Raw genomic sequence first — 24,964 nt, forward strand, 5'->3', positions numbered from 1 at the left:
CTTAGCACCTATTGCATAATACGGTTAACGGTATACACATCCTTGACCCGCTTCACTTTGTCGACCACTGACTGCAGGTGATCGGTATTGCGGATCAGAATCGTCATATGGATCATCGCCATCTTGTTCTTGTCGGAGCGCCCGGTGACCGCTGAAATATTGGTCTTGCTCTCCGATACCGCCTGCAGCACTTCATTCAGCAGCCCGTTGCGGTCATGGCCGGTAATCTCAATATCGACGCTGTAATTAGCCTCCATACTGCCTTCCCACTCCACTTCAATCACGCGCGCTGCTTCCTCCCCGTCCATCTCGTTCGGAATGTTCGGACAATCCTCACGGTGTACCGATACGCCCCGTCCACGGGTCACATATCCGATGATATCGTCGCCCGGCACAGGATTACAACATCGTGCGAAGCGTACCAGCAGATTGTCGATCCCCTTGACACGGACCCCGTTGGTCGGCTGGTTGCGCTTCTCTCCGCTGGATTTGATCGCCTTCATCTCGGAGGTAAGCTCCAGATGACCTGCGGCCTCCTCCTGGTCCTTACGCAGCTTCTCAGTCAGCTTGGAGGCGATCTGCGCTGCGGTAATCCCGCCGAAGCCGACCGCTGACAGCATATCCTCCACATCATTGAAGGCGAACTTCTTCGCAGCCTCGGACAATTTGTCCTCCGTCAGCCAGTCAGAGACCTCCACGTTCAGGCGCTTCAGCTCGCGTTCGATGGCCTCCCGGCCCTTCTCCACGTTCTCCTCACGCTTCTCCTTCTTGAACCACTGCTTGATCTTGCTCCGCGCATGTGAGGACTGGGCAATCTTCAGCCAATCGCGGCTCGGACCGTAAGAATTCTTCGAGGTCAGAATCTCCACGATATCCCCGGTCTTCAGCTTATGGTCAAGCGGAACAATACGCCCGTTCACCTTGGAGCCGATTGTCCGGTTCCCGACCTCGGTATGAATGCGGAACGCGAAATCCAGCGGCACCGAGCCGGCAGGCAGCTCCACTACCTCACCCTTAGGCGTGAATACGAAGACCAGATCAGAGAAAAAGTCCATCTTCAGCGATTCTACAAATTCTTCGGCATCCTTGGCTTCGTGCTGAAGCTCCAGAATCTCGCGGAAGAACGGCATCCGGTTCTCGGGATTGACGTTGTTGTTGCTGCTGCCTTCCTTATACGCCCAGTGGGCGGCGATCCCGAATTCGGCCGTGCGGTGCATCTCCCAGGTGCGGATCTGAACCTCCGTCGGCTCTCCTCCCGGACCTACTACGGTTGTATGCAAAGACTGATACATGTTCGCCTTGGGCATAGCAATATAGTCCTTGAAACGGCCAGGCATCGGCTTCCAAAGCGTATGAATAATGCCCAAAGTGGCATAACAATCCTTAATATTGTCGACGATAATGCGGATAGCCAGCAGATCATAGATCTCGTTGAACTGCTTGTTCTTCGTGTTCATCTTGTTATAGACACTGTAGATATGCTTCGGGCGTCCCGAGAGATCGCCTTCGATGCCCATTTCATCGAGCTTGGCGCGGATGCGGCCGATGACACTGTCAATGAACTGCTCGCGTTCTGCCCGCTTCTTGTGTACAAGATTCGCAATCCGGTAGTACTGCTGCGGGTTCAGGTAACGGAGTGCAATATCCTCCATCTCCCACTTGATCGCAGAGATCCCCAGCCGGTCCGCAATGGGACAAAAGATCTCCAGCGTCTCATAAGAAATCCGGCGCTGACTCTCTTCAGACTGGTATTTGAGCGTACGCATATTATGCAGACGGTCCGCCAGCTTAATCACGATCACCCGGATATCCTGGGCCATAGCGATGAACATCTTGCGGTAGTTCTCGTTCTGCTGCTCTTCCTTGGAGCGGAAGCGGATGCGCTCCAGCTTGGTCAGGCCGTCTACCAGCATGGCGCAGGTATCGCCAAATTTCGTGCGGATCTGCTCCAGGGACACCGTCGTATCTTCCACAACATCATGCAGCAGCGCAGCAATGATGGATATGACATCCATTTGCATATTGACGACAATATCTGCGACCGCCAGCGGATGCAGAATGTATGGCTCCCCCGACTTCCGTACCTGCCCGTGATGAGCCTGATCGGCGAATTCATAAGCTTCACGGATGCGGAGAAGATCTTTTTCTTTTATATAGGCGCCAGCCTTTTCGGTTAGTTGCTCTATGCCCATTCTCGTCGTATCCGTTTCCCTTCTATAATAAAATGAACCTGCAAGCATGCAGAATTTGCAGGTTCCATACGTTCCCGGCTGCATTGCGCTCAGGTTAAAGTTGTCTATAATTATGACGCTTACGAAGGATTCCGTCAACACTTGCCATAGCGTGGTATTCCTGTCAGGGAAAGGGTCAAGAAAAGACAATTTTGTGGCACGGATAAAAATGTTGTTGTAAAAACCCGCTGTTCTATTTAATCTAGTAAAGGCGGTTTTTTAAAAGATAAGAATTGTCAAATCAAATTAGATCAGAAAGAGAAGTGAACTCCATTGCAACGCGAAATTCAAGTTAACGAAAGACTCCCTTGGGGCCCGGGCTTCCTCCTGAGTCTTCAGCATCTGTTCGCCATGTTCGGCAGCACCGTGCTTGTTCCCAACCTGTTCGGGGTAGATCCCGGCATGATCCTGCTGATGAACGGTATCGGCACCTTGCTCTACATTCTGATCTGCCGCGGCAAAATCCCCGCCTATTTGGGTTCAAGCTTTGCCTTCATCTCTCCGGTGCTGCTTGTGCTGAAAGAGCATGCCGGCGATCATGAGCGCGGATATTCGCTTGCACTGGGCGCTTTTATCGTGACTGGTGTTATCTTCATTCTTGTGGCCTTAATTGTACGTTATGCCGGTACCGGCTGGATTGATATTGTATTCCCTCCGGCAGTTATGGGAGCGATAGTTGCCACGATTGGACTGGAGCTTGTGCCTGTAGCCGCACGGATGGCCGGACTGATTGCTCCAGATGGTGTGGCCACCGCCGATTGGACGCCTGACGGCAAAGCGATTACCCTGTCACTCGTCACGCTTGGTGTTACCGTGCTCGGCTCCGTGCTGTTCCGCGGCTTCCCCAAAATCATTCATATCCTCATCGGTATTGTTACCGGTTATGTACTCGCTTATATCTTGGGTGAGGTGAATACTGGTGCCATCTCTCAAGCAAGCTTCCTCTCGCATCCCACGATCATTACCCCATCCTTCAACTGGCAGGTCATTCTGACTATTATTCCTGTATCGCTTGTGGTCATTGTGGAGCATATCGGCCATTTGCTGGTCACCAGCAATATCGTGGGCAAGGATCTGACCAAGGACCCGGGACTGGACCGCTCACTGATGGGTAACGGGATTTCAACAGTACTCTCCGGGTTCCTGGGGTCTACGCCTAATACAACCTATGGTGAGAATATCGGCGTTATGGCTCTGACCAAGGTATACTCGGTATATGTTATCGCGGGCGCTGCTGTAATCGCCATCGTGCTGTCGTTCTCCGGAACGTTCTCCTCGGTCATTGCCAACATTCCGCTGCCGGTTATGGGCGGTGTATCCCTGCTGCTGTTCGGTGTTATTGCGGCGTCGGGTCTGCGTATCTTCGTTGAACAGAAAGTCGATTTCTCCAAAGCCACCAACATGATTCTGGCTACGCTCGTCCTGGTGGTCGGCATCAGCGGCATTTCGCTGAAGCTTGGCGGTGTAGAGCTGAAAGGCATGGCACTGGCGACTATCGTCGGTATGGTGCTCGCCCTGCTCTTCAAGCTGATCGAGGTTCTGGGCCTGTCCAATGAACAGGAAGCTGACAAATCGGCACATTAAATAACTCACATCTGTTATTATCCACCCAGCGCATCAACAAAAAGCGGACTGCTGTCTTCATTCGACAGCAGTCCGCTTTATATTTCCCGGGAAAAGTTGCCGGGCACGACGATTAATCCTCGTAAGTCAACAAGGTAACCACTTCAATATCCGACAGCTTGTCCCGTCCGGCCAGAGCCGTCAGCTCGATCAGGAATGCTGCGCCGACCACTTGTCCGCCAAGCTGTTCCACCAGGTTTACTGACGTAGCAATCGTCCCTCCGGTAGCCAGCAGATCATCCGCAATCAGCACCTTCTGGCCGGGCTTGATCGCATCGGTATGCACAGCGAGGGTATCCTTGCCGTATTCCAGATCATAGCCCACTTCGATTGTCTCATAAGGAAGCTTGCCGCTTTTGCGGATCGGCACGAAGCCTACACCCAGCGCGTAAGCCAGCGGTGCGCCCACTACAAAGCCACGCGCCTCCGGTCCGGCAATGACATCGATCTCCAGGTGGGCCACGAGAGCTTTAAGCTCATCGATGGCTGCACGGTACGCAGCGCCGTCCTTCAGCAGTGTAGTAATATCTTTGAAGCTGATTCCAGCCTGGGGGAAATCCGGAATTACGCGAATACTGTTTTTGAAATCCAACATCATCATCTCCTAAAAGTAAGCGGGGATCACCCCCGCTGAAGTTACTCAAACCAAATGACCGTGACAGCATGTGTAGCTGTTATGAGGCCCCTAAACGCCGTGACAGCATGAATTCCTGCAATTCACTGCGGCTGCCTTCCATGAAATACTGCTCCATCTCCGCCGTCTTGCCCAGTCTGACGAAATGCTCTGATGTGCTCAGACTCTTGGCGGCAGGCTGCGGGACAAAGGTGATCTTGCCGCCGCTGCGCTCAATGAAGTCAAGCTCATCGAACACATCCAGCATTCTGCTCACCATACGCACACCAAGCGCCGACTGGCGGCTGAGCCGCAGCAGGACTTCTTGCTCAGGAGTTGGAGATGCAGCGATTGCGGCAATCCATTGATATAACGATTTGAAATGATCACGGGTGGGAACCTGCAGCCGGTCACGCCCGTCACGGATTGAATGCAGCAGGGCAATGTTCTCCGCCCCCGGAAAAGCAGTGAACAGTGCTTCCAGCTGCTCCGGAGACTCCGGCATATCAAGCACACAGAGCAGTGACAGTCCCTCTTCGTCAGGCGTGCCCTCCGGCTGATGTACAGCCGAGATCCCGGCAGACTCATCGTATACCCAGAGGGACATGTCCTTCAGATCACGCAGCGGCGTTGTCCGGCTGTTCTGGAAGACCGCTGCACTCCGGCCGGGACTGCTGCCGCTATAGGTGCGGAGCAGCTCCTGAATATGCGCCGCCTGCTTGACGGCATCGGCCGCGCCGCGCAGATCGAACAGCTGCGCCTTCGGCACCGCAAGATCCTGCAGCATTAGCTGAGGCTTGCGCGAGCCGTTCCATTCATTGACGGACAGTTCTGCCAGAACATCCACGACTGTACCATCCGGAAGCAGATCAGCCAGCGGCCCCTTGCCGAAGGCTACAGCTTCAATCGTCAGCTTGTCCTGCTGGAGCACAAGCTTCAGGTGCTTGCCCTCCTGACCCATCTTCCGTGTCTCCTTCACAACTGCTCCGCGCAGAATGAATCTCGGCAGCGGATTGGCCATGCCGAACGGCGCAAGCCGCTCCAGCTCAAGCGCAGCCTGGAGGGTCAGATCGGCAATGGATACCTCCCCGTCCGCAGCCGTAACAGCTACGAAGTCCTCCGGTGTCAGAACAGACGCAGCATAGCTATTCAGCGCCGCATCGAAGGCTTCCAGCTTGCCCTGCGGCAGACTCATCCCGGCAGCGGCCGGATGTCCTCCGAAGTGGTCCATCAATTCGGCGCATGAGGATAAGGCTGCATAGATATCCAGACCCGGGATGGAACGGGCTGAGCCCTTGCACATCCCGGTCTCCGGATGAATGTCCAGAATAATAACCGGACGGTAATACCGCTCGAGCAGCTTGGAGGCCACAATGCCGACTACGCCCACATTCCAGCCCTGGTCCGCCAGCACTATAATATCCGGCAGTCCGCTCCGGCTGATTCTCTCCTCCAGCTTAGCTGTGGCTTCGGTGACAATTCGCTCGACAACCAGTTGGCGTTCCTTGTTCAGCAGATCCAGCTCTCCGGCAAATTGCTCAGCTTCTGCCGCATCTTCCGTGGTCAGCAGTGTAACCGCCCGGCCAGCATGATCCAGTCTTCCGCTGGCATTAATACGCGGCGCCATCCCGAAGGCGATATTCACCGCACTGACGGTGTTCATCGCAATACCGCCCACCGAGAGCAGCGCACGGATGCCCGGGAACGACGAATTCCGCATGCTGCTGAGGCCTCTGCGCACCAGACTGCGGTTCTCGCCCAGCAGTGGCATCAGATCAGCAATGGTACCTATAGCGGCAATCTCACACCATTCCTCAGGCACTTCACTGCCAAGGAGCGCCTCAGCCAGCTTGTAAGCCACCCCCACTCCAGCCAGACCCTTGAAGGGATACGGGCAGTCCGGCAGCTTCGGGTTAATCAGGGCATACGCCTCGGGCAGCAGCTCCGGCGGCTCATGATGATCCGTGACAATAACATCAATGCCCAGCTCCGAGGCATAGGCAATCTGATGATAGGCACTGATACCAGTATCAACCGTAATGACGAGAGATACACCCTGCTGGACCGCCCAGTCCAGCGCATGATTATGCAGTCCATAGCCTTCATTGGAGCGATGGGGAATATAAATATCAAAAGAGGCCCCAAGATGACGCAGAAGGTAGATCATCAGCGCAGTGCTGGAAACTCCGTCCGCATCATAATCACCATACACCAGAATATGTTCTTCCTCTTGCAGTGCCTTCTGTATCCGCGGCACCGCTTCAGCCATTCCTTTGAGCAGGAATGGATCATGTCTATCTTCCGCTCCTGAATCCATGAATACCCATGCCTTGTCGGCGGTATCCATCCCTCTTTGCACCAGCAGTGAAGAAAGGAGCGGAGAAATAGAAAGGCTCCGGGCCAGTTCCGAAATACGCTCGGAATTGGCTGCCGGAGATTGCCAGCTTGTTTTAGAATGAAGCAATACAGTTCACCTTTCTCTCACCTTGCAGACTACTGAAGCAGCGTGGGAATATCGTTGTCCACAAGCTCGTGATTGCTTTTATAAGGATAACCCGGATCATACGGCACAACATCCATATGAACCTCGCCTACATGAACGAACCGGTGCTGCAGCAGCTTGCGGGCACATTCTGAAATATCCTGGGCCTCCATCACGCTGATCCGCGGATTCACACTAATCTTCACATGCAGATTCACATAACTGCCTTCCTCCAGCGCCCGGAGCTGCTCCACCCGGATGACTCCATGCACCCGCTGAACCGTCTCAATGAAGCTGGCTGCTTCCTCGGAAGGAAGCTCCTGAATCTTCTTGCTGTATACAGAGGAAGCAATTAACGAATAGCCTTTGCGGAGAATCAGACATCCGGTCAGCAGAGCTGCTATGGGGTCCATGTAGAGCAGAGGATGCCAGTTCAAGTATCCTCCAGTTATGGCCAGGGCAATTCCGATAAATACAGTTATAGAGGTGTACAGGCTGAACCGGTGGCTATCGGCATAAGCAGCATGACTGCCGTCACCCTTTTTTTTGAAATAACGGTACTGGTATTGAAATACAGCCTCTTTGAACACAATGCACAGCAGGACAGCAACAAGCGCTGACTCCTCCGGTGCCGACAGATGTCCCCTTGTCAAATCACGGATAGCCGAGAAAGCAACCTGCAGCCCGCCCATAATAATCAGCACAGAGAACAGAATAGCCGCCATCGGCTCCTTGCTTCCTTGCGCAGCCCGGCCGCGTTCCGCTGAGCCTTCTGCCTTGTGGCTCTGCTTCAGGTTCCACGGAATCACCCCCGCCAGTCTGGCAGCGGCATCGGCTCCGGAATAGATTGCATCCCCCAACAATGCCTTGCTGCCTGACAGATAACCGATACTACCCTTGGCTAGAGCGAGTAGAACATCACTAAGGATTCCGGTCCAGGCAACAGTTTGTTTCCGGGGTAATGGTTTGTCATTCATAACGAGGCCCTCCTTACCACTAGCAGGTAAACTCATGATGATGAAATCAAGCAAGACGCCCTGACCCGAAGATTCCGAAAAGCCGCGTCGCTACAGACGCGGCTTACAGAATAACCGGGTGTTAGGCTTTGGCCGGGGTCTTCGCCGCAGGCTTCTGGTTCTTTTTCAGGAGCAGCCAGAGCGGACTTGCGATGAAGATCGATGAATACGCTCCGAAGAGCAGACCGATAACCATAGCAAGCGAGAACATACGGATCGACTCCCCGCCCATAATCAGCAGGAAGAATGCGGCAATAAATACGGTGAAGGCTGTATAAAGAGAACGCATGAGTGTCTGCATTACACTTTTGTTAACCAGGTGCTTCAGATCCTCATAAGACTTCTGCTTGCCGAAGCGCAGATTCTCGCGTATCCGGTCAAAGATAACGATGGTATCGTTAATCGAGTAACCGATAATGGTCAGCACCGCGACAATGAAGGTGATGTCTACCTCCAGACGGAAGATCGAGAAGACCGCCACTACCATGAATGCGTCATGAAGCAGCGCCACAATGGAAGCCAGCGCAAAACGCCATTCAAAACGGATACTTACATAGATGATAATCCCGATACTGGATAACAGCACGGAATAGATCGCATTGCGGGCCAGTTCCTTAGCCATCTCAGTATCTACGGTATTGATTTCAAAAGACGCCTTGTCATCAATCTTGTTGATTGACTTCTTGAGGGTCTCACTTTGTGCATCACTCAGCTCTTGATCATAGCGGATGTTGACCCGCTTGTCGCCGATGGTAACGGTTGGTTCATGCTCGATGCCCGCATCCTTCAGAGCCGGCTGCAGCTCAGCCAGCGTGACACTCTTAGAGAGCGCTACGTCCACATTGGACCCGGCCTTGAAGTCAACGCTGTAGTTCAGGCCGAAGGTTGCCAGAAAGACGAGCCCCGCCACAGTAAGGGCAATCGAGAAGATATAGAAGAATTTACTTAAATGTACGAAATCAAGCTCTTTCTTAAAGCGCACTGATGTCACTCTCCTTTACCCCAAATTGCTTCGGCTTTTTGAGTGCGCCGGCTTTAACCAGCACAGTCAGCAGCCAGTGGGCAAAATAAAGGTTTGTTACAATACTAAGTACAATTTCCACGATCAGAATCAGTGCGAAGCCTTTAACCGCACCCGTACCAAAGGCGAACATGACAGCCGCTACGATAATAGTGGTTACATTCGCATCCATAACTGTACGGAAGGAGGTCTTGTTCCCTGCTTTGACGGAAGACATAATGCCCTTCCCGCTGCGCATTTCTTCCCTGATCCGTTCATTGGTAATGATATTGGCATCGACGGCCATCCCTATACCGAGGATGAACGCGGCGATCCCGGGAAGGGTCAGTGTAAAGTCTGCCAGGACAAATACCAGAATCAGCAGCCAGGTGTGCAGGATCAGCGCAAAGCTGGCCAGTACGCCCGGAAGACGGTACATAATCAGCATGAAGATCAAAATAATCACAGAACCGACAATCCCGGCTCTGACGGTCTCATCCAAGGATTGCTTACCCAGTGTAGCCCCTACGCTCTGGGAATATTTCTCTGTCAGCTTCAGCGGCAAAGCACCGAGGTTGATTGTATCGGCAATCTCACGGGCTTCATCCAGTGTATATCCCCCGGAAATCGAAGCCTTACCATCGGTCAGGACAGCTCGTACCGTTGGAGGCGAAGATAACAGGTTCTCATCCAGATAGATGGCGAGTTCCTTACCCAGCAGGCGCTCGGTAATCTCTGCGAATTTCTTCTTGTCTTTGATGGAGATGCTGATTTCGGGCCGGTTCAGTTGATCGCGTTGAACCTCTGCCGCACCTTCAACAAAGTCACTGCCTACAAGCTCAATCTTGCTGTACACCCCGGGAGCATCCCCTTCATTGGCACTGCGGAAGGTCAGAACTGCGGGTTCTTTCATTTTCTTGCGGACCTCTGCTTCGTCGGTTACACCTGCGATCTTCAAACGGATGCGGTCCGTACCTTCGGTGGTCACCTCAGGCTCGCTGGTTCCGAGTGCATTCGCCCGCTTCTCGAGGCTCTCTGCAGTCTTCTGCAGCGAAGCGCGGGTCAGAGTTCCTCCCGTATCCATTGGCTCGGCGTGGTACAGAATTTCGAATCCGCCCTTGAGGTCAAGACCCAGACGGACTCTGTCCAGCAGCCCGGGAGTAGTAAATACCATGACGCCCGTTAGAACGACCACGGTAATGATAAAGCTCAACATTCTCTTCATGCTCTAGCTAGTTCCCCTTTCATTACTTCAATATTCCTATTATAGCTACGTGCGAAATGACCGTCAATTCAGAAGGAATGACGGTGTCTTGATTCACACAAAGAAACGGCAGGTTCTGCTGCAAAGCGTGGATACCTCCGTTTGATAGGACAAGTCTGAACACTCTTTACTTACTTTACTGCTTCCTGTACCCGTTTGCAAAAGAAAATCGTTCCTTTTGGCAAATCCCCCCGTTAATTCAATCCCCGGTAGGCCGCCAAGGTCAGATAAGTCATATAACTGCCTGACTTGAGTGAATAAATGTCATTGACCAGCCTGTGCAGGGGAGGTCTTCCCTCTTTGGCATAATTGCGGCTGATGCAATCCCAAATATCCTTACCGGTCACATATTCATAGCCGAGGAGCCGGAATTCCTCCGCTTTGCTGATGCACATGGCTTCGATATCTTCACTAAGCTCGTCATATCTCCATTGTTCCGATTCCACGTGCAGGCACCTCCAAAGATTCCTCATTTACGTATGCTCAGTGGTACGTATTCGACCCTGCGCTCACACTTTCCTGCTTAAGACCAAAAAACTTGTCTACAGAATGCTTGTCATGCAGCACACCTGTACCGGCATATCCTTATACAAGCCTGGCTTGGTTATGGCGGTAATTCACCTGCAGTTTCATCTCATATGTAGGAAGAAGGAGTGCCCTGTGAGGAAACAGACCTTTATACAAGGAACGATCATCCTGCTGCTCGCCGGTATCATTAACCGGATGCTTGGCTTCATTCCCCGGATTGCCCTGCCCCGGATCATCGGCGCTGAGGGGGTGGGTCTGTATCAGCTCGGATACCCGTTTTTCATTGTGCTCATTACGGTAATTACGGGGGGAATCCCGCTGGCGATTGCCAAGCTGGTTGCCGAAGCCGAAGGAGAGAACCGCCCGGAGCAGTCGCGCAAAATCCTGCAAACCGGCCTCGCTCTCAGCCTGTCGCTGGGCATTGTGTTCACCTTCGTCGCCCTGTTCAGCGCCTCCTGGGTATCCAGCGTTCTTCTGACGGACCAGCGTGTCTATTATACCTTCGTCAGCATGACCCCCATGATCGCCATCGTCGCCGTTTCATCCATCTACCGGGGATACTTTCAAGGCAGGCAGAACATGATTCCCTCGGCCTTCTCCTCCGTGCTGGAATCGGTCATTCGGATCTTCTTCATGCTGTGGTTCTCCTGGATGCTGCTGCCGAAGGGCATCGCCTTTGCGGCTGCGGGTGCTATGCTTGGCGTGACTGTGGGGGAGATCGCCGGAATGCTGGCCCTGCTGGGGCAATATTATTTTAACGACAAAAAAGACAGGACTGAACTCCCGCCTAACGTGGGACCTATGGTTCAGGATACGCAGGGCAGTGCCGGACGCGAACCCGCGCAGACGACTACACCTGTCTTCAAGCGTCTCATCGGCATTTCAATACCGGTAACTGCCGGACGACTGATCGGCTCATTCTCTTACCTTCTGGAATCGATTATTACCGTGCGCAGCCTCGCGCTCGCCGGAATCGCAGCCGCCGCTGCAACCGCACAATATGGTTCCTTGCAGGGAATGGTGATTCCGCTGCTGCTGCTGCCGGGTGTGCTCAGCTCCTCGCTGGCCGTCTCCCTTGTCCCTTCCTTATCCGAGGCCGCCGCCCGCAACGATTTGCCTACGATTCACAAAAGAATGCACCAGGCCCTGCGGCTGGCCATGGTGACCGGTGCCCCGTTTGCTGCTGTTATGTATATTCTTGCCGTACCGCTCTGTACGCTAATGTACGGCAATGCGGCGGATACGGCCCCTATGCTTAGGATGATGGCCCCGTTCGCTGTGTTTCTCTATGTCCAGGCCCCGCTGCAGGCTGCCCTTCAGGCCATGGACCGCCCAGGCAAGGCACTGATCAATACGCTGATAGGAGCCGTTGTCAAAATCCTGCTGATTCTCCTGCTGGCCTCCCGGCCCGAGTACGGCATTCTGGGCGCCATCATCGCCATTATGGTCAACAGCTTACTTGTCACGCTTCTGCACGGCTACAGTGTAGTCAAGCTCACCGCCATGTCCTTGCGCTGGTCGGACCCGCTCAAAATCCTGGCCGCTACGGTCATCATGGCCGCCGGGATGTCGTATGTCTATACTTCTGTTCCAATCTCACAGTCGCAGTGGATACAATTCTTAGCTGCTGCCGCCTGCGGCATGGCCATCTATCTGAGCATCTGCCTGTTATCCGGGCTGATCTCCAGGCGTGACCTGGAACGGGTGCCCTTTTTCAGACGCTGGCGCAGTTAGGTTGGCTTCCCCTTATCCGGGCTGATCGGGGCAATATAGAGTTCTCCCTTATGATCCACGGAGCACAGGAAAACATCCCGGAAATCAGAGACACCCTTCTGCCGGATCTGGGTTCTAAGCCAGAACCGGTTCTTGCCGATCATCTCCAGATTGCCGTCCTGCACCTTCCCGTCCATAATCAGCGGAATCGGCAGTCCTTCATAACGGATCTTATGCTTCGGCAGCTTCACGGAAGCAGAGTCGCCGCCGGATGATTCAGCTTCGCCGGAGTCCTTCTGGTTATCGCCGTTCTTCTCCTTCCGCTCTGCGCCGGAGCTGCTGTTGCCCGACTGATTGGATGAGGTGACGTTGGTATTCTTCTCAATCACCGTTAACTGCCCGCTTGTCTCCAGGATAGCGAACTCCACATCTGCCGGACTGACAATATTCTGCCCGCGCAGCTGCAGCAGCAGATCATCAATATTATACCGCTGCCTGCGCATTTCGCCCCGGTGAATCTTCCCGTCCGAGATCAGAATGCTGGGCCTGCCATCCACCATTAAGCGCAGCTTCCGGCTCTTCAAGCTGAGCTGTGCGACCAGCACTTGAATCAGCACCAGGGTCGCCATAGGAACAACACCATCATAAATAGGCCGCTCGATATCCTCAATTACAAAGACAGCAATCTCGGCAATCATGATGGAAATGGTCAGGTCAAATACAGACAGCTTGCCGATTTCACGTTTGCCCATGATGCGCATGCTCAGGAAAATGAAGATATACATCAGCACGGTCAGAAAGATATGGGTCGTAATATGCTGGAACATATTCTCTTCGCTCCCCTTCCGCTACTCCCCATACTGGCGGATTAATGTACCCCTATTCTGACCTGACCGTAAAGGGAACATTCGGAAAGCTGCTGATTAATTACTGGTAAAAGTCATACCGCCTATTCTTGTACTATTGGGGCAAGCCTCCCCATACAATAATTAGTATCCGGTTAACAAACTTTTAGGGGGTTTTACCATGTCTCTGATCAGGCGTCTATTCTCATGGAAAATATCTAGTCCGGTATTATCGGGTTTAATCCGCTCGTTCCTGTGGATGATGCTGGGTGCGTTTATCCTCTCCCTCCTGCTCTGGGGCAGCGGACTGCAGGAACAGGATCTCACCATGTACACCTACATTGTGCACGGCGTCGCTGCCGCATTCGGAGGCTTGACCGCAGGCAGCAGGGCCGTCCGCAGAGGCTGGTACCAAGGAGCACTCACAGGCATGTTATACGGACTGGCTGTACTGCTGATCGGATTTTTGGCGCTTGACAGTTCACCGGGAGGAATGGACTTCCTGTGGGTTCTGGCGGCTGCAGGCATTAGCGCACTTGGAGGAATGTTTGGAGTTAATTTACAGAAATCCTAATTAATATAATTTCAAAAATTGAAACCTTCCCTTGAAAATATGGTACACTACCTATGTCTGACTTCATATGAGCGATTATCAAGGAGGCTTCGAATGCTTTGCTGTATCAGTCCATGAATCTTGTAGTTGTATATACCGTTGCCATTGTTGTGATCTTAATCTGGATCGGCGCACGGCGCAATCCGCTGATGGCCTTAGTTGAAATCGGGAGAGAGCTGCTGAGATCCTATAAATTCACACTCATTATTATAGGCATGTTCAGCATTCTTGCCCTGAATAAATATGAGCTGCAGATCGAAGAAAAGATGCGGCTGACCGCAGATTACACAGGTTTCATCTTCGGCCTGGAGGGGCATTTCGTCCGGATGGTTCAAGAGCTGTTCTACGCTCCCTGGCTGACACCGGTGATTGTCTTCTTCTATATCTTCATGCTGCAGGCCGTGCTGGCAGCCTCACTGGGGATCTATCTGCTGGACAAAAACCGTGTGATCCTCTATGCGACCTGCTACACCATTATTTTAACCTATGCTATCGCTATTCCGTTCTATCTGTACTTTCCGGTCAATGAGGTGTGGTCCTATGCGCCTGCCGGGGTTCGGTTCATCATGCTGGATGTTTTCCCGAAGTTTGAACAGGAATACCGGCCGCTATCCGGCCTCAATAACTGCTTCCCGAGCCTACATACCGCTATCTCCGTATCCATGGCTCTGCTCGCTTACCGCTCAGGCAACCGCCGCTGGATGGTGATCAGTACAATCTCAGCCGTTATTATCGTGTTTGGAATCTTCTATCTCGGCATTCACTGGCTGACCGACATGATTGGCGGCACCCTGCTGGCTGTACTGTCCACGGCTATCGCCGTACCGCTTGCCAAGCTTACCCTGCGCAGCGGGGAACAGGGCTTGAGAGTGCGGGGCCGGGTCACCAATACACGTTAAGGCCCTCAATTCCGTATATGACGTATAAAAAAATCGGCGTTCTCTCGTAAGAGAAACGCCGATTTTTATGTAATTTAGCAGAGAGACTATTACATCTTGTCTTCTACTTCCACAACTGCGTGACTGATCGAGCCCCGGTCAAACGTCAATCGGGTTACATCATTAACCCGCAGAATAACGATGTCATCCGAAATCTCCATGATCGTTCCGTGCAGACCGCCGATGGTAACTACCTTATCGCCCTTCTTCAGCGCTTTGAGCATTCCGTTGCGTGCCTTGGTCTTCTTCTGCTGCGGACGAATCAGCAGGAAGTAGAACACAACAAACATCAGTACAAACGGACCTACCAGACCCAGTATACTGCCTCCGCCGCCTGTACCTGCCGCCATATAAAACTGTGACATATCATTTCCCCCCTTTCAAGAATAAACATGAACACTCCGTACTCTCTAGAAGCCTTTTAGATTATCATATAATCCGTATTGTGCAAAAAACTCATCGCGAAAATCAAGCAGCCGATCTTCCATGATGGCTTCACGCACTTTACGCATCAATTCCAACAGGAAGTGTAAGTTATGGTACGTTGTCAGCCGCAAGCCGAAGGTTTCGTCGGCCTTAATCAGATGACGCAGATAAGCACGGGAATAGTTCCGGCAGGTGTAACAGGTACACTCCGGGTCCAGCGGCCCGAAATCACGGGCATACTGGGCGTTACGCACTACGAGTCTTCCCTGACTGGTCATCGTTGTTCCATTACGGGCAATACGGGTAGGCAGAACGCAGTCGAACATGTCTATTCCGCGGATTGAACCTTCCAGCAGCGCATCCGGTGAACCTACGCCCATCAAATAGCGCGGTTTCCCTTGCGGCAGCAGCGGAACCGTATAATCCAGCACCTCATACATAAGCTGCTTGGACTCTCCGACGCTGAGTCCCCCAATAGCATACCCCGGGAAATCCATGGAAGTCAAATCAGCCGCGCTCTGGCGGCGGAGATCCTCATGCATGCCTCCCTGTACGATAGCGAACAGTCCCTGATCATTCGGACGGGCATGGCTTTTGAGGCAGCGTTCGGCCCAGCGGGTGGTGCGTTCGAGCGATTTTTTCACATACTCATATTCAGCCGGATAAGGCGGGCATTCATCGAAGGCCATCATAATATCGGAACCGAGCGCATTCTGGATCTCCATAGCGACTTCGGGAGACAGAAACTTCTTGTCCCCGTTCAGATGGGAGCGGAAATGAACCCCTTCTTCGGTGATCTTACGCATGTCGCTCAGGGAGAATACCTGGAAGCCGCCGCTGTCGGTCAAGATCGGGCGGTCCCAGTTCATGAACTTATGCAGGCCGCCCGCTTCGCCGATGATCTCATGACCCGGACGAAGGAACAGATGGTACGTATTACTCAAAATAATCTGTGCTTCCATCTGCTTAAGCTCTTCAGGACTCATCGTCTTGACAGTAGCCTGGGTGCCTACAGGCATGAAGGTCGGTGTCTCAATAATTCCGTGCGGGGTGTGGACTCTTCCGAGCCGTGCCCCGGATTGCTTACAGGTCTTAATGTGTTCGTAAGTGATTGCTGCCATTGGTTTAACCCTTCCTCTTGCTTAATAAATGAACATTGCATCGCCAAAACTGAAGAACCGGTACTGCTGCTTAATCGCTTCTTCATATGCGGCGAGAATCAGCTCCCGGCCAGCCAAAGCGCTTACCAGCATGACCAAGGTTGACTTGGGCAGATGGAAATTGGTGATCAGTGCATTAACGACAGTAAATTCATAACCCGGATAGATAAAAATATCCGTCCAGCCGCTGCATGCCTCAATCGGCCCGCCCTGGCATTGTCTGCCTACGGTCTCCAGGGTCCGGCATGAGGTTGTGCCTACAGCTATTATTCTTCCGCCCCTTGCTCTGGCTTCATTAAGCACATCCGCCGCTGCCTGGGACAGCTCGAAATATTCGGCATGCATGACATGCTCTTCCACAGTCTCGACAGACATGGGACGGAAGGTCCCGAGACCAACATGAAGTGTGACATAGACGATATTCACACCGATGGCTGCAATATGCTCCAGCAGCTCGGTGGTGAAATGCAGTCCGGCTGTCGGCGCTGCCGCCGAGCCTTCATGCCGCGCATACACGGTCTGATACCGCTCACGGTCATCCAGAGCTTCCTTGATATAAGGAGGAAGCGGCATGGAGCCGAGCCTGTCCAGAATCTCCTGGAAAATCCCCTGATAGATGAAGCGGAGTGTCCGCCCGCCCATATCTGCTTCATCTTCAATCACGGCACGAAGCTCTTCACTGAATACAATGACCGCGCCGGGCTTCAGCTTCTTGCCGGGCTTCACCAGCGCCTCCCAGCGGTCCCCTTCGAGATTCTTAAGCAGCAGGACCTCCGCCTTGGCTCCGGTATCTTCCTTGACTCCGAACAGTCTGGCGGGAATAACCCGTGTATCATTAAGTACTAGCGTATCGCCCGGGCGGAACTGCCCCAGTATATCCGTGAAATGACCGTGGTCCAGTTGCCCGCTCTCCTTGTCTACCAGCAGCAGTCTGGATGAACTGCGGTCGGCAAGCGGAGTCTGGGCAATCAGCTCCTCCGGCAGATTGAAATCATAAAGTTCAACATTCATAATAGGATCTTCATTCCTTAATTCTTAATTATAGTAACGTTATTAAAATAGTGTTGCAATATTTGCTTATAATCATACCCTTTGTCGGCCATTCCCTTCACACCCCATTGAGACATGCCGAGTCCGTGCCCGTAACCCCAGCCGATGAAATAGAAGCCCGGACTGCCAGTCACGACTCTTGCGGTCTGATCCGCGCCCATCACGACCGTACCGCTGCCGCTGGACGTCACTTGGCCCGAGGCAGACAGCACTCCGGCCGAGCTGGTGCTGCCGATAGCAGCTGTAGAGCCGTCAGCGCCTAATACAGTATAACTTCCGGCAGGTACAATATCAAACAAGGTGCTAGGCAATCCTCCGAAGGAGGAACGGAACAGATCCGGGTACTTCACCTGCAGGATCTGGCCGTTCGCCTTGACCTCCACTGCTCTTCCTGATGGCCCGCGCCGGGTAACCTCCAGAGTGGTTATAGAAGAGGGCAGAGTGCCGCTGGTCTTGCCGGCCAAGCTCTTCAGCAGTTCGGCTGAAGAATACGGACCTTTGATCCAGCTGTAGCTGCCGGATTCATAGACCTGATTCAGCACTACGGCGTTCTGTCCGGGATTTAGCTTGCCTGCCGGAGCAGCACTGCTGTCAACGACAGGCAGCGGCCGGATACTCACATCCTTGGCAGTGGCTGTGGCAATGGGGAGCCCTGCGGCTGTCTTGCTGCCTGTTAATTTGATGTTATCTTCCCGGGCATAGCCGGAGACGCCGCTGTCCAGCAGTACATAGTACCACTTCTTAGCAGAGCCCACCGCAGCCACATCCTCTGCGCTGGCCACACTGGCATAGTTGCCGCCGCTGTTCCATACTTCCGACGGGTCAGCCGTAACGCCGCCGCTGTTCGAAGAGAATACCGCCTCTACGACCTTGCCGCCGCTCTGCAGCACTTCACCTGCAGTGGCATCGACCGCCTTGATGATTGTGGGTGCTTCTGCACCGATTCCGTTATAGACCTGACTGAGCGTTGTATCCACCACATTGGCAACATCGAAGCGGTTCCCTTGGGACAGCGCGTAGCTGCGCGCCGCTACAGCCTGGGCCTTCAGCGCTTCCTCCGGCCAGCCGGAGGATACCTCTCCCCCCACAACCGCATACAAATATTGCTCCAGCGGAACCACGTTAATGACAGACAATGAACCATTCAGATTTCCAAGCTCCATATCGCCGCGATAGATCCGCTTGGATCGCTCGGTTAGCATGATTCCCTTTTCATTGCCGGACAAGATGAACTTTGCGTCACTTCCGGATAACAGATAATGAAAGGCCTGGACTTCGCTGTTGAAATCGAGCCCTGCGTCCATACGGATCATTACTCCGGGTGTACCCGGAGCCACAGGCGTCAGAGCAAGCTGAGGAAGCAGCGCAGCTGCCGAAGCAGAGACCGCCGCAAGCTCGCTGTCACTTGACGCCTCGCCTACCCATACCTCGGTACGCGCACTGCCGCCCTCACCGGATATGAATACCGGCCAGGCATCTAAGCCGGCAGTGGTCAGGCTGCCCACTACCGCCTGGGCTTCCTCGAGTGTAGCGTAGGAGCCCGCAGACAGATGCTTGGTTCCGGCCACCGCAGGGGTCTGCCCCTCAGGAATTGCCAGACCGGCCTTGAGGACTGCGTTCAGCCCGTTATTGGCTGCACTCTCACTGGCATAGCCTCCAGTGTATAGCTGATATACCTTGGCTCCGCCTCTCGCAGCCATAAAAATCTGCGGCTTATTGGAAGAAGACTGGAGCTTCTTCGCCGCATCCGCAGCGGTCTGCCAGCTTGGCGTCTCCAGCACCTTCACCCGGTACCCGTCTAGACTGACACGGACCTTGTTCTGGGCCGGAACCGACAATAACGGGCTGCCGCCGGCTGCCGGAAGCAGGCTGAAGCTCTGCTCGGACTGCAGGGTTACCAGCGGTACGGTAGATTTATATTTGCTGCCAATATCGGCATACAGTGCAACCCGGATCGACCCGCCGGAATCGGCGCGGGCGTGATCTGCCGGGATGAGCAGACTGCCTGCTGCAAGCAATGCAGCCAGCGCCCCCCGGCCCAGCAGCCCGATTCCTGTTGTTGTCCACTTCGCAAGTTTCATTGTAGGCCTCCTAAAAAGTATTAATGATACATCCACTTCAGTTTGTAGCCCAAACAATACGTAAGATGTTGTACTATGGGCAGGATTCTCAGTAATCAGTTCTGCTGCGGGGGAAGCGGAAGGCCAAGATGATGATACGCTGCAGGCGTAACAATGCGCCCGCGAGGCGTGCGCTGCAGGAAACCGATCTGCAGCAGATAAGGCTCGTATACATCCTCAATGGTCTGGCTCTCTTCGCCTATCGTAGCGGCGATGGTATCCAGTCCGACAGGCCCGCCCCGGAAGGAGCTGATCATGGATTGCAGCATCTTATGGTCGATGCTGTCCAGTCCCCGGGGGTCCACCTGGAGCATCTTCAGCGATTCAGCAGCAATCTCCGGGGTGATGATTCCGTCGCCCCGGACCTGGGCATAATCGCGTACCCGCTTCAGCAGACGGTTGGCAATCCGCGGTGTCCCCCGGGCCCGCAGGGCAATCTCTTCCGCTGCATCGCCCAAAATCTCGATGCCCAGCAGTTCAGCGTTGCGCGCCACGATGAAGCTCAGTTCATCGATGGTGTAATACTCCAGCCGGCTGACCACTCCGAAGCGGTCACGCAGCGGAGCAGACAGCAGTCCCGCACGTGTCGTCGCCCCAATAAGCGTGAAGGGCGGCAGGTCCAGCCGGACTGACCGTGCGCTTGGCCCCTTGCCGATCATGATATCCAGCGCGAAATCCTCCATTGCCGGATACATGACCTCCTCCACCGTCCGGTGCAGACGGTGAATCTCGTCAATGAACAGCACATCGCCTTCCTGAAGGTTCGTCAGCAGTGCTGCCAGATCCCCGGGCCGTTCAATCGCCGGACCGGAGGTGGTCCGCAGATTGACACCCAGCTCGTTGGCAATAATATTGGCCAGCGTCGTCTTGCCGAGACCCGGAGGCCCGTACAGCAGGACATGATCCAGTGCTTCACTGCGCATCTTGGCCGCTTCTATATATATTTTCAGGTTCTCTTTCACCTGGTTCTGGCCGATATATTCACCCAGATAACGGGGACGCAGACTTAATTCCACCGCCTGCTCGTCCATCATCAGATTAGCCGATATAATCCGGTCATCCATTCTTCCTCACTCCGTTCTTCAGGGACCTATTTGGCGGTATACAGCAGCCCCAGCGCCTTCTTCATCAGCACATCCACCGGTCCGGTATCCGTGCCTTCCTGCTTCATCTTCAGATGCACCCTGTCCAGCTCGGCATCGGTATAACCGAGCGCCTTCAGCGCATCCCTGGCTTCTTCCCACGGCAGCGCCTCCGCCTTGCTCTGCGCTTCAGCCGCTACTGCGAACAATCCCGTCTGCAGGGCCGCCCCGCCGAAGCCGTCCAGCTTGTCCTTCAGATCCAGAATCATCCGCTGCGCCGTCTTCTTGCCAATCCCCGGCAGCTTCGTCAGGAAGGTGATATTCTCCTGATAGATGGCCGCGATCAGCTGATCCGGCGTTCCGCCGGTCAGAATGCCCAGCGCAACGCGCGGGCCGATGCCCGATACCTCAATCAGCTTGCGGAACAGGCGCTGCTCCTCGCGTGAAGGGAATCCGAACAGAAGCGTAGCATCCTCGCGGGTCTGATAATGAATGAACACAGTCACCGGACCCTCAGTCTTGGCAAAAGCGTACGGATTCGGGCAGAATACCCGGTACCCCACGCCCTGCACATCCAGCACAACGTATTCCGGCTCCAAATGTGCAACCGGTCCTCTAAGAAAATCTATCATTTTCGCAATACCTCATTTAATTTGGAATTAAGACTCACGGAATGGGCATGGCATACCGCCACCGCCAGCGCATCCGCCACATCATCGGGCTTCGGCACAGCCGTCAGCTTCAGCAGCAGCTTAACCATCTCCTGCACCTGCTTCTTCTCCGCCTTGCCGTAACCGACCACAGCCTGCTTCACCATCATCGGGGTGTATTCTGCCACGGGAAGCCCGCGCTGCACGGCTGCCAGAATCAGCACCCCGCGTGCCTGCGCCACCGGTAAGGCTGTAGTCACATTGCGGCTGAAGAACAGCTTCTCTACCGCTACTGCGTCCGGCTTATACTTATCAATCAACTGCACCATGCCTTCATAGACATGCAGCAGACGCTCTTCTTCCGGGGTATGTGCCTCTGTCTGGATGCAGCCGTATTGGACCGGTGTTAATTTGTTGCCGACCTTATCGACAAAGCCAAAACCGACAATCGCCAGCCCCGGATCAATCCCCAAAATGCGCAAAGTCCTTCTCTCTCCTCTATGCCCGGGCGGATACTTTCGGATAGATACCGGGGCAGAATAACCCTGCGGGTACAAGCCCTCTGCATCCATCCGTCCGGCCCTAAAGCGAACATATGTATTCCTTCCACCCATTATAGCAAAAAAAATTCCCCGGGAGACAAAAAGTTTGTCCGGGGAAATGAAACAGTATTGTATGTCTGCCAGTCAGGCTCAGGAGATTCAGGGGCACTAATGCTCTTCATTTGCTCAGTTGGCCCGCTTTCGTTGAATTCAGGGGCACTAATGCTCCTCATTTGCTCAGTTGGCCCGCTTTCGTTGAATTCAGGGGCATTAATGCCAATGTCATTAAGTTAAGATATAGAGCCAAAACAAGAAAAAAAGGCAGGTTATCGAAAAGATAGCCTGCTCTTTTTTTGCACAAAAAAATCTTGACAATCCGTAGAAAACGTGTGGCGAAGCCCCTTGAAAAAACGAGGAGGTTACGCCAATGAATGCTTATGCAAATTCGCTGAAAGACAGACTGACATCTCTCATCCGTGAGATGGCGGCTGCCCCCGCGCCTTACGTCAGAAACCCGGGAAAGGATTTTACCCGAACGAAAAAACTACCGTTTGAAACGGTTATGCAAACCCTGATCTTTATGGGCGGCAACAGCCTCTATAAGGAACTGTTGGAATCGCAGGGCTATGACGTTAACACCGCAACTTCTTCTGCTTTTGTTCAGCAAAGAAATAAAATTTTGCCGTCTGCGGTCGAATCTTTGTTTCACACCTTTACCGCGTCCCATACAGAATTCAAGGATTATCGAGGCTATCGATTATTGGCCATTGACGGTTCCGATCTGCATATTGCAACAGATCCTGCGGACCCGTTGACCTATTCTCAAAGTCAGCCACATTCGAAAGGCTTTAACCTTCTGCACTTGAACGCAGCCTATGACCTCTGTAACCGGCTTTATGTGGATGCCATTGTTCAACCTCGAAAGTTCCGCAACGAAGGAAGGGCACTGGCCACAATGGTGGATCGCTCCCCCATTCAGGGTAACGTCCTTGTGACGGGGGATCGAGGATTTGAAAGCTATAATACGTTCGCACATCTGGAACGGAAAGGATGGAATTACGTCATACGCGTCAAGGATTTGCATTCGAATGGTATTCTTTCGGGTTTGCACTTGACCTTGGACGGAGCGTTTGATCAGGAGATTCACCTGACGCTGACTAAAAAACAAACAAAAGAGTTCAGGAATCGCCCCGAAATCTATAAAGTTCTTCCGGCTACCTCTAGCTTTGATTTTCTGGACATGCAAGAGAACTTGTTTTACCCCATTTCCTTTCGGGTGGTTCGTTTCCTCCTGCCCAGTGGCGATTATGAAACCGTCATTACCAATCTGTCTACTGCTGAATTCTCACCGGATGAACTCTGGGATCTGTATCATCTGCGATGGGGCATTGAGACCTCTTTCCGGGCTTTGAAATACACCATTGGTTTGACCCATTTTCACGCAAAAAAGCAAGAGTCCATTACCCAAGAGATATTCGCAAGAATGATCCTCTACAACTTCGCTGAAATGATTACCTCGCACGTAGTCATTTCCCAAAAGGATAAACGGCACCTCTACCAAGTCAACTTCACGGTAGCCGTTCACGTCTGTAGACATTTCCTGCGCTCCAAGGGTGATGGACCCCCGCCTGATGTGGAAGCTTTGATTCGCAAAAATATTTTGCCGATTCGTCTCACCCGTCCTGGGCAAAGGAATACACGCAGAATACGTAGCAAATCCGCCATTAGCTTCGTCTACAGAGTAGCATAATTCGGTTCGCATGAACATTTTTTTAAGTGGATCTTCCATCCGCTTTGTTTGCTATGCGCTTTTTTCCTTCCTTACACCAAAAACAAACGGCATAGGACGTTTCCCCATACCGTTTTGGATTCTCTTTATTAATTCCAAACTTATCTTTGAACTTATCTTAATGACATTGGCATTAATGCTCCTCATTTGCTCAGTTGGCCCGCTTTCGTTGAATTCAGGGGCATTAATGCTCCTCATTTGCTCAGTTGGCCCGCTTTCGTTGAATTCAGGGGCACTAATGCTCCTCACTACGTTCATTTAGCCGCACTTGGCGCCACCCTATGGGATTTATACCTTTAAATTTCACGTTTGCCCACTTTCAGCCGAACCTATGGGATTTATCCCCTTCATTTACTTATCCGCCCCACTTCCCGCATCACCAATGGGATTTTTCCCTTTCATTCCCCGCACAAAAAGACCCGCAGGCCACTTGCACGCCGCGAGTCTTCTATAGTCTCTCCCTCACTCCGCATGCATCACCTGTTCAGAGGAATCACGAGCATAGTCGCTGAAGGTGGAGAGCACGCTGTTGTACTCCTCCAGATCCTGCACCCGGATGCCCTGATGAAGCTGCTCCCAGATGCCCTTGGGCAGAGAGGATTTGATGGAGCCCATGTCCATCTGGAAAAAGGTCTTCATGACCCGCTCCGCCTCGGGCGGGCCTTGGAACAAGGTCAGATTGCCCTGCTCGTCCACCCCGAAGTAGGCTTCTTTTTTGGTCAGAGGCGACAGATCATTGACCCGCTGCTCCAGCCACAGGTCCCCTTCCCGGCTGAGCCAGCCGCTCCAGCCTGCATGCCGGACAATCAGCTCGCTAAGCTGAGCCGGAGTCTGCTTGCCGGGCAGGGTCTGCACCTCTTCACCGGCTACATAGAGGGTCTTAAGATGCACCGTTCTGCTGATGGCTTCCTTGCCCACAGCCTTCAGCAGCTCTTGACTGTTCATCACGGCGGCATCCTCTTCAGCATCATCGTCTGTATGGTTATATACGGCGGCTACAGCCGGTAAGCTGCTTCCGGGTTCCAGATTCTGCACTGCGCTTCCGCTCAGGAATGACGAAGATTTAAGCAGCGTACTGATCTCTTCCGGAACCTGCATGCCGCGCCAGGCGAGCAACGTCAGCACGAGGCATGCCGCACCTACCCAGGGAGCTTTTTTCCAGCGTCTCCACCGCCGCCACAGTTGTTTTTTCAGGCGAAAAGCATTCACGTTAATCCCTTCATTCTGGTTTTTTCCTATTGTGACCTGTGAAGGGATCATTTATGCGTAAATGCTTGAA

At 53.3% G+C, this 24,964-nt stretch carries 21 protein-coding genes; 5 read left to right on the plus strand and 16 right to left on the minus strand.

All coding sequences use genetic code 11. The features are described from left to right. Positions 1 to 8 precede the first annotated feature (8 nt). Entirely contained in the window at positions 9 to 2,192 is a 2,184-nt protein-coding gene (locus MKY12_RS24005; protein ID WP_036732347.1) for a bifunctional (p)ppGpp synthetase/guanosine-3',5'-bis(diphosphate) 3'-pyrophosphohydrolase, read from the minus strand. Between the two features lie 312 nt (positions 2,193 to 2,504). On the opposite strand from MKY12_RS24005, the gene uraA reads away from it, so the two are divergent. Then, a complete protein-coding gene (uraA, locus tag MKY12_RS24010; protein WP_076081673.1) occupies positions 2,505 to 3,815 on the plus strand; it encodes a uracil permease in 1,311 nt (436 codons plus the stop codon). Between the two features lie 112 nt (positions 3,816 to 3,927). Here the strand turns inward: uraA and MKY12_RS24015 are convergent, their stop codons facing one another. The 6 genes from MKY12_RS24015 to MKY12_RS24040 all read right to left on the minus strand — a co-directional run bounded on the left by MKY12_RS24015 (position 3,928) and on the right by MKY12_RS24040 (position 10,675). After that, positions 3,928 to 4,446, minus strand: a complete 519-nt coding sequence (locus tag MKY12_RS24015; protein ID WP_339314969.1) for an adenine phosphoribosyltransferase — start codon at positions 4,444 to 4,446, stop codon at positions 3,928 to 3,930. Positions 4,447 to 4,528: 82 nt separating this feature from the next. Next, positions 4,529 to 6,931, minus strand: coding sequence for a single-stranded-DNA-specific exonuclease RecJ (gene recJ / locus MKY12_RS24020; RefSeq protein WP_339311233.1), 2,403 nt, complete (start codon positions 6,929 to 6,931; stop codon positions 4,529 to 4,531). Between the two features lie 29 nt (positions 6,932 to 6,960). After that, entirely contained in the window at positions 6,961 to 7,926 is a 966-nt protein-coding gene (locus MKY12_RS24025) for a cation diffusion facilitator family transporter (RefSeq protein ID WP_209872317.1), read from the minus strand. A 121-nt stretch (positions 7,927 to 8,047) separates the two neighbouring features. After that, positions 8,048 to 8,947 carry a protein translocase subunit SecF gene (gene secF / locus MKY12_RS24030; protein WP_076081676.1) on the minus strand — a complete coding sequence of 300 codons (900 nt, stop codon included), beginning with the start codon at positions 8,945 to 8,947 and terminating at the stop codon, positions 8,048 to 8,050. Continuing rightward, a complete protein-coding gene (gene secD, locus MKY12_RS24035; RefSeq protein WP_339311235.1) occupies positions 8,937 to 10,190 on the minus strand; it encodes a protein translocase subunit SecD in 1,254 nt (417 codons plus the stop codon). The genes secF and secD overlap by 11 nt, the downstream gene beginning before the upstream one ends. A 233-nt stretch (positions 10,191 to 10,423) precedes the next feature. After that, positions 10,424 to 10,675: a post-transcriptional regulator gene (locus MKY12_RS24040; RefSeq protein WP_036690543.1), complete on the minus strand. Its 252-nt coding sequence runs from the start codon at positions 10,673 to 10,675 to the stop codon at positions 10,424 to 10,426. 214 nt (positions 10,676 to 10,889) lie between these two features. Between MKY12_RS24040 and spoVB the strand changes: the two genes are divergently transcribed. Further along, entirely contained in the window at positions 10,890 to 12,491 is a 1,602-nt protein-coding gene (spoVB, locus tag MKY12_RS24045) for a stage V sporulation protein B (protein ID WP_339311237.1), read from the plus strand. Here spoVB and MKY12_RS24050 read toward each other — a convergent pair. Continuing rightward, on the minus strand, positions 12,488 to 13,297 hold the full coding sequence (locus tag MKY12_RS24050) for a DUF421 domain-containing protein (protein WP_339311239.1): 810 nt from the start codon (positions 13,295 to 13,297) through the stop codon (positions 12,488 to 12,490). The two genes, spoVB and MKY12_RS24050, sit on opposite strands and share 4 nt — an antisense overlap. A 199-nt stretch (positions 13,298 to 13,496) precedes the next feature. On the opposite strand from MKY12_RS24050, the gene MKY12_RS24055 reads away from it, so the two are divergent. Together MKY12_RS24055 and MKY12_RS24060 are read left to right on the plus strand one after the other, a co-directional pair. Next, the gene (locus tag MKY12_RS24055; RefSeq protein WP_209872331.1) at positions 13,497 to 13,889 is read left to right on the plus strand and encodes a TIGR04086 family membrane protein; all 393 of its coding nucleotides are present in this window, start codon (positions 13,497 to 13,499) and stop codon (positions 13,887 to 13,889) included. Positions 13,890 to 14,002: 113 nt separating this feature from the next. Beyond that, positions 14,003 to 14,827, plus strand: coding sequence for a phosphatase PAP2 family protein (locus MKY12_RS24060; protein WP_051493143.1), 825 nt, complete (start codon positions 14,003 to 14,005; stop codon positions 14,825 to 14,827). A gap of 89 nt (positions 14,828 to 14,916) precedes the next feature. On the opposite strand, the gene yajC is transcribed toward MKY12_RS24060, so the two are convergent. From yajC to ruvC, 7 genes are all read right to left on the minus strand, one after another. Further along, entirely contained in the window at positions 14,917 to 15,231 is a 315-nt protein-coding gene (yajC, locus tag MKY12_RS24065) for a preprotein translocase subunit YajC (RefSeq protein WP_036732365.1), read from the minus strand. Between the two features lie 45 nt (positions 15,232 to 15,276). Continuing rightward, positions 15,277 to 16,413 carry a tRNA guanosine(34) transglycosylase Tgt gene (gene tgt, locus MKY12_RS24070; protein ID WP_036690552.1) on the minus strand — a complete coding sequence of 379 codons (1,137 nt, stop codon included), beginning with the start codon at positions 16,411 to 16,413 and terminating at the stop codon, positions 15,277 to 15,279. 21 nt (positions 16,414 to 16,434) lie between these two features. Beyond that, a complete protein-coding gene (queA, locus tag MKY12_RS24075) occupies positions 16,435 to 17,463 on the minus strand; it encodes a tRNA preQ1(34) S-adenosylmethionine ribosyltransferase-isomerase QueA (RefSeq protein WP_339311241.1) in 1,029 nt (342 codons plus the stop codon). Between the two features lie 17 nt (positions 17,464 to 17,480). Further along, positions 17,481 to 19,583, minus strand: a complete 2,103-nt coding sequence (locus MKY12_RS24080) for a SpoIID/LytB domain-containing protein (RefSeq protein ID WP_339311243.1) — start codon at positions 19,581 to 19,583, stop codon at positions 17,481 to 17,483. A 95-nt stretch (positions 19,584 to 19,678) separates the two neighbouring features. Beyond that, on the minus strand, positions 19,679 to 20,686 hold the full coding sequence (gene ruvB / locus MKY12_RS24085) for a Holliday junction branch migration DNA helicase RuvB (RefSeq protein ID WP_036732369.1): 1,008 nt from the start codon (positions 20,684 to 20,686) through the stop codon (positions 19,679 to 19,681). Between the two features lie 26 nt (positions 20,687 to 20,712). Beyond that, positions 20,713 to 21,336 carry a Holliday junction branch migration protein RuvA gene (gene ruvA, locus MKY12_RS24090; protein WP_209872343.1) on the minus strand — a complete coding sequence of 208 codons (624 nt, stop codon included), beginning with the start codon at positions 21,334 to 21,336 and terminating at the stop codon, positions 20,713 to 20,715. Continuing rightward, on the minus strand, positions 21,333 to 21,836 hold the full coding sequence (gene ruvC / locus MKY12_RS24095; RefSeq protein WP_036690559.1) for a crossover junction endodeoxyribonuclease RuvC: 504 nt from the start codon (positions 21,834 to 21,836) through the stop codon (positions 21,333 to 21,335). Before ruvC ends, ruvA begins: the two co-directional genes overlap by 4 nt. Before the next feature lie 487 nt (positions 21,837 to 22,323). On the opposite strand from ruvC, the gene MKY12_RS24100 reads away from it, so the two are divergent. Further along, entirely contained in the window at positions 22,324 to 23,646 is a 1,323-nt protein-coding gene (locus tag MKY12_RS24100) for an IS4 family transposase (RefSeq protein ID WP_339311245.1), read from the plus strand. A gap of 501 nt (positions 23,647 to 24,147) precedes the next feature. Here the strand turns inward: MKY12_RS24100 and MKY12_RS24105 are convergent. Continuing rightward, positions 24,148 to 24,945, minus strand: a complete 798-nt coding sequence (locus MKY12_RS24105; protein ID WP_339311246.1) for a BofC C-terminal domain-containing protein — start codon at positions 24,943 to 24,945, stop codon at positions 24,148 to 24,150. Positions 24,946 to 24,964: the final 19 nt, after the last annotated feature.

Origin of the sequence: Paenibacillus sp. FSL M7-0896, from assembly GCF_037975415.1 — a bacterium.
Taxonomy (GTDB): Bacteria; Bacillota; Bacilli; order Paenibacillales; family Paenibacillaceae; genus Paenibacillus_AQ; species Paenibacillus_AQ silagei.

Excerpts from the sequence above, each read along its gene's own strand:
- ruvB (WP_036732369.1), bottom strand. The coding sequence starts at position 20,686 with ATGGATGACCGGATTATATCGGCTAATCTGATGATGGACGAGCAGGCG.
- MKY12_RS24055 (WP_209872331.1), top strand. The coding sequence starts at position 13,497 with ATGTCTCTGATCAGGCGTCTATTCTCATGGAAAATATCTAGTCCGGTA.
- queA (WP_339311241.1), bottom strand. The coding sequence starts at position 17,463 with ATGAATGTTGAACTTTATGATTTCAATCTGCCGGAGGAGCTGATTGCC.
- MKY12_RS24100 (WP_339311245.1), top strand. The coding sequence starts at position 22,324 with ATGAATGCTTATGCAAATTCGCTGAAAGACAGACTGACATCTCTCATC.
- tgt (WP_036690552.1), bottom strand. The coding sequence starts at position 16,413 with ATGGCAGCAATCACTTACGAACACATTAAGACCTGTAAGCAATCCGGG.
- secD (WP_339311235.1), bottom strand. The coding sequence starts at position 10,190 with ATGAAGAGAATGTTGAGCTTTATCATTACCGTGGTCGTTCTAACGGGC.
- MKY12_RS24025 (WP_209872317.1), bottom strand. The coding sequence starts at position 7,926 with ATGAATGACAAACCATTACCCCGGAAACAAACTGTTGCCTGGACCGGA.
- MKY12_RS24105 (WP_339311246.1), bottom strand. The coding sequence starts at position 24,945 with ATGATCCCTTCACAGGTCACAATAGGAAAAAACCAGAATGAAGGGATT.
- yajC (WP_036732365.1), bottom strand. The coding sequence starts at position 15,231 with ATGTCACAGTTTTATATGGCGGCAGGTACAGGCGGCGGAGGCAGTATA.
- MKY12_RS24060 (WP_051493143.1), top strand. The coding sequence starts at position 14,003 with ATGAATCTTGTAGTTGTATATACCGTTGCCATTGTTGTGATCTTAATC.
- MKY12_RS24050 (WP_339311239.1), bottom strand. The coding sequence starts at position 13,297 with ATGTTCCAGCATATTACGACCCATATCTTTCTGACCGTGCTGATGTAT.
- MKY12_RS24005 (WP_036732347.1), bottom strand. The coding sequence starts at position 2,192 with ATGGGCATAGAGCAACTAACCGAAAAGGCTGGCGCCTATATAAAAGAA.
- MKY12_RS24080 (WP_339311243.1), bottom strand. The coding sequence starts at position 19,583 with ATGAAACTTGCGAAGTGGACAACAACAGGAATCGGGCTGCTGGGCCGG.
- ruvA (WP_209872343.1), bottom strand. The coding sequence starts at position 21,336 with ATGATAGATTTTCTTAGAGGACCGGTTGCACATTTGGAGCCGGAATAC.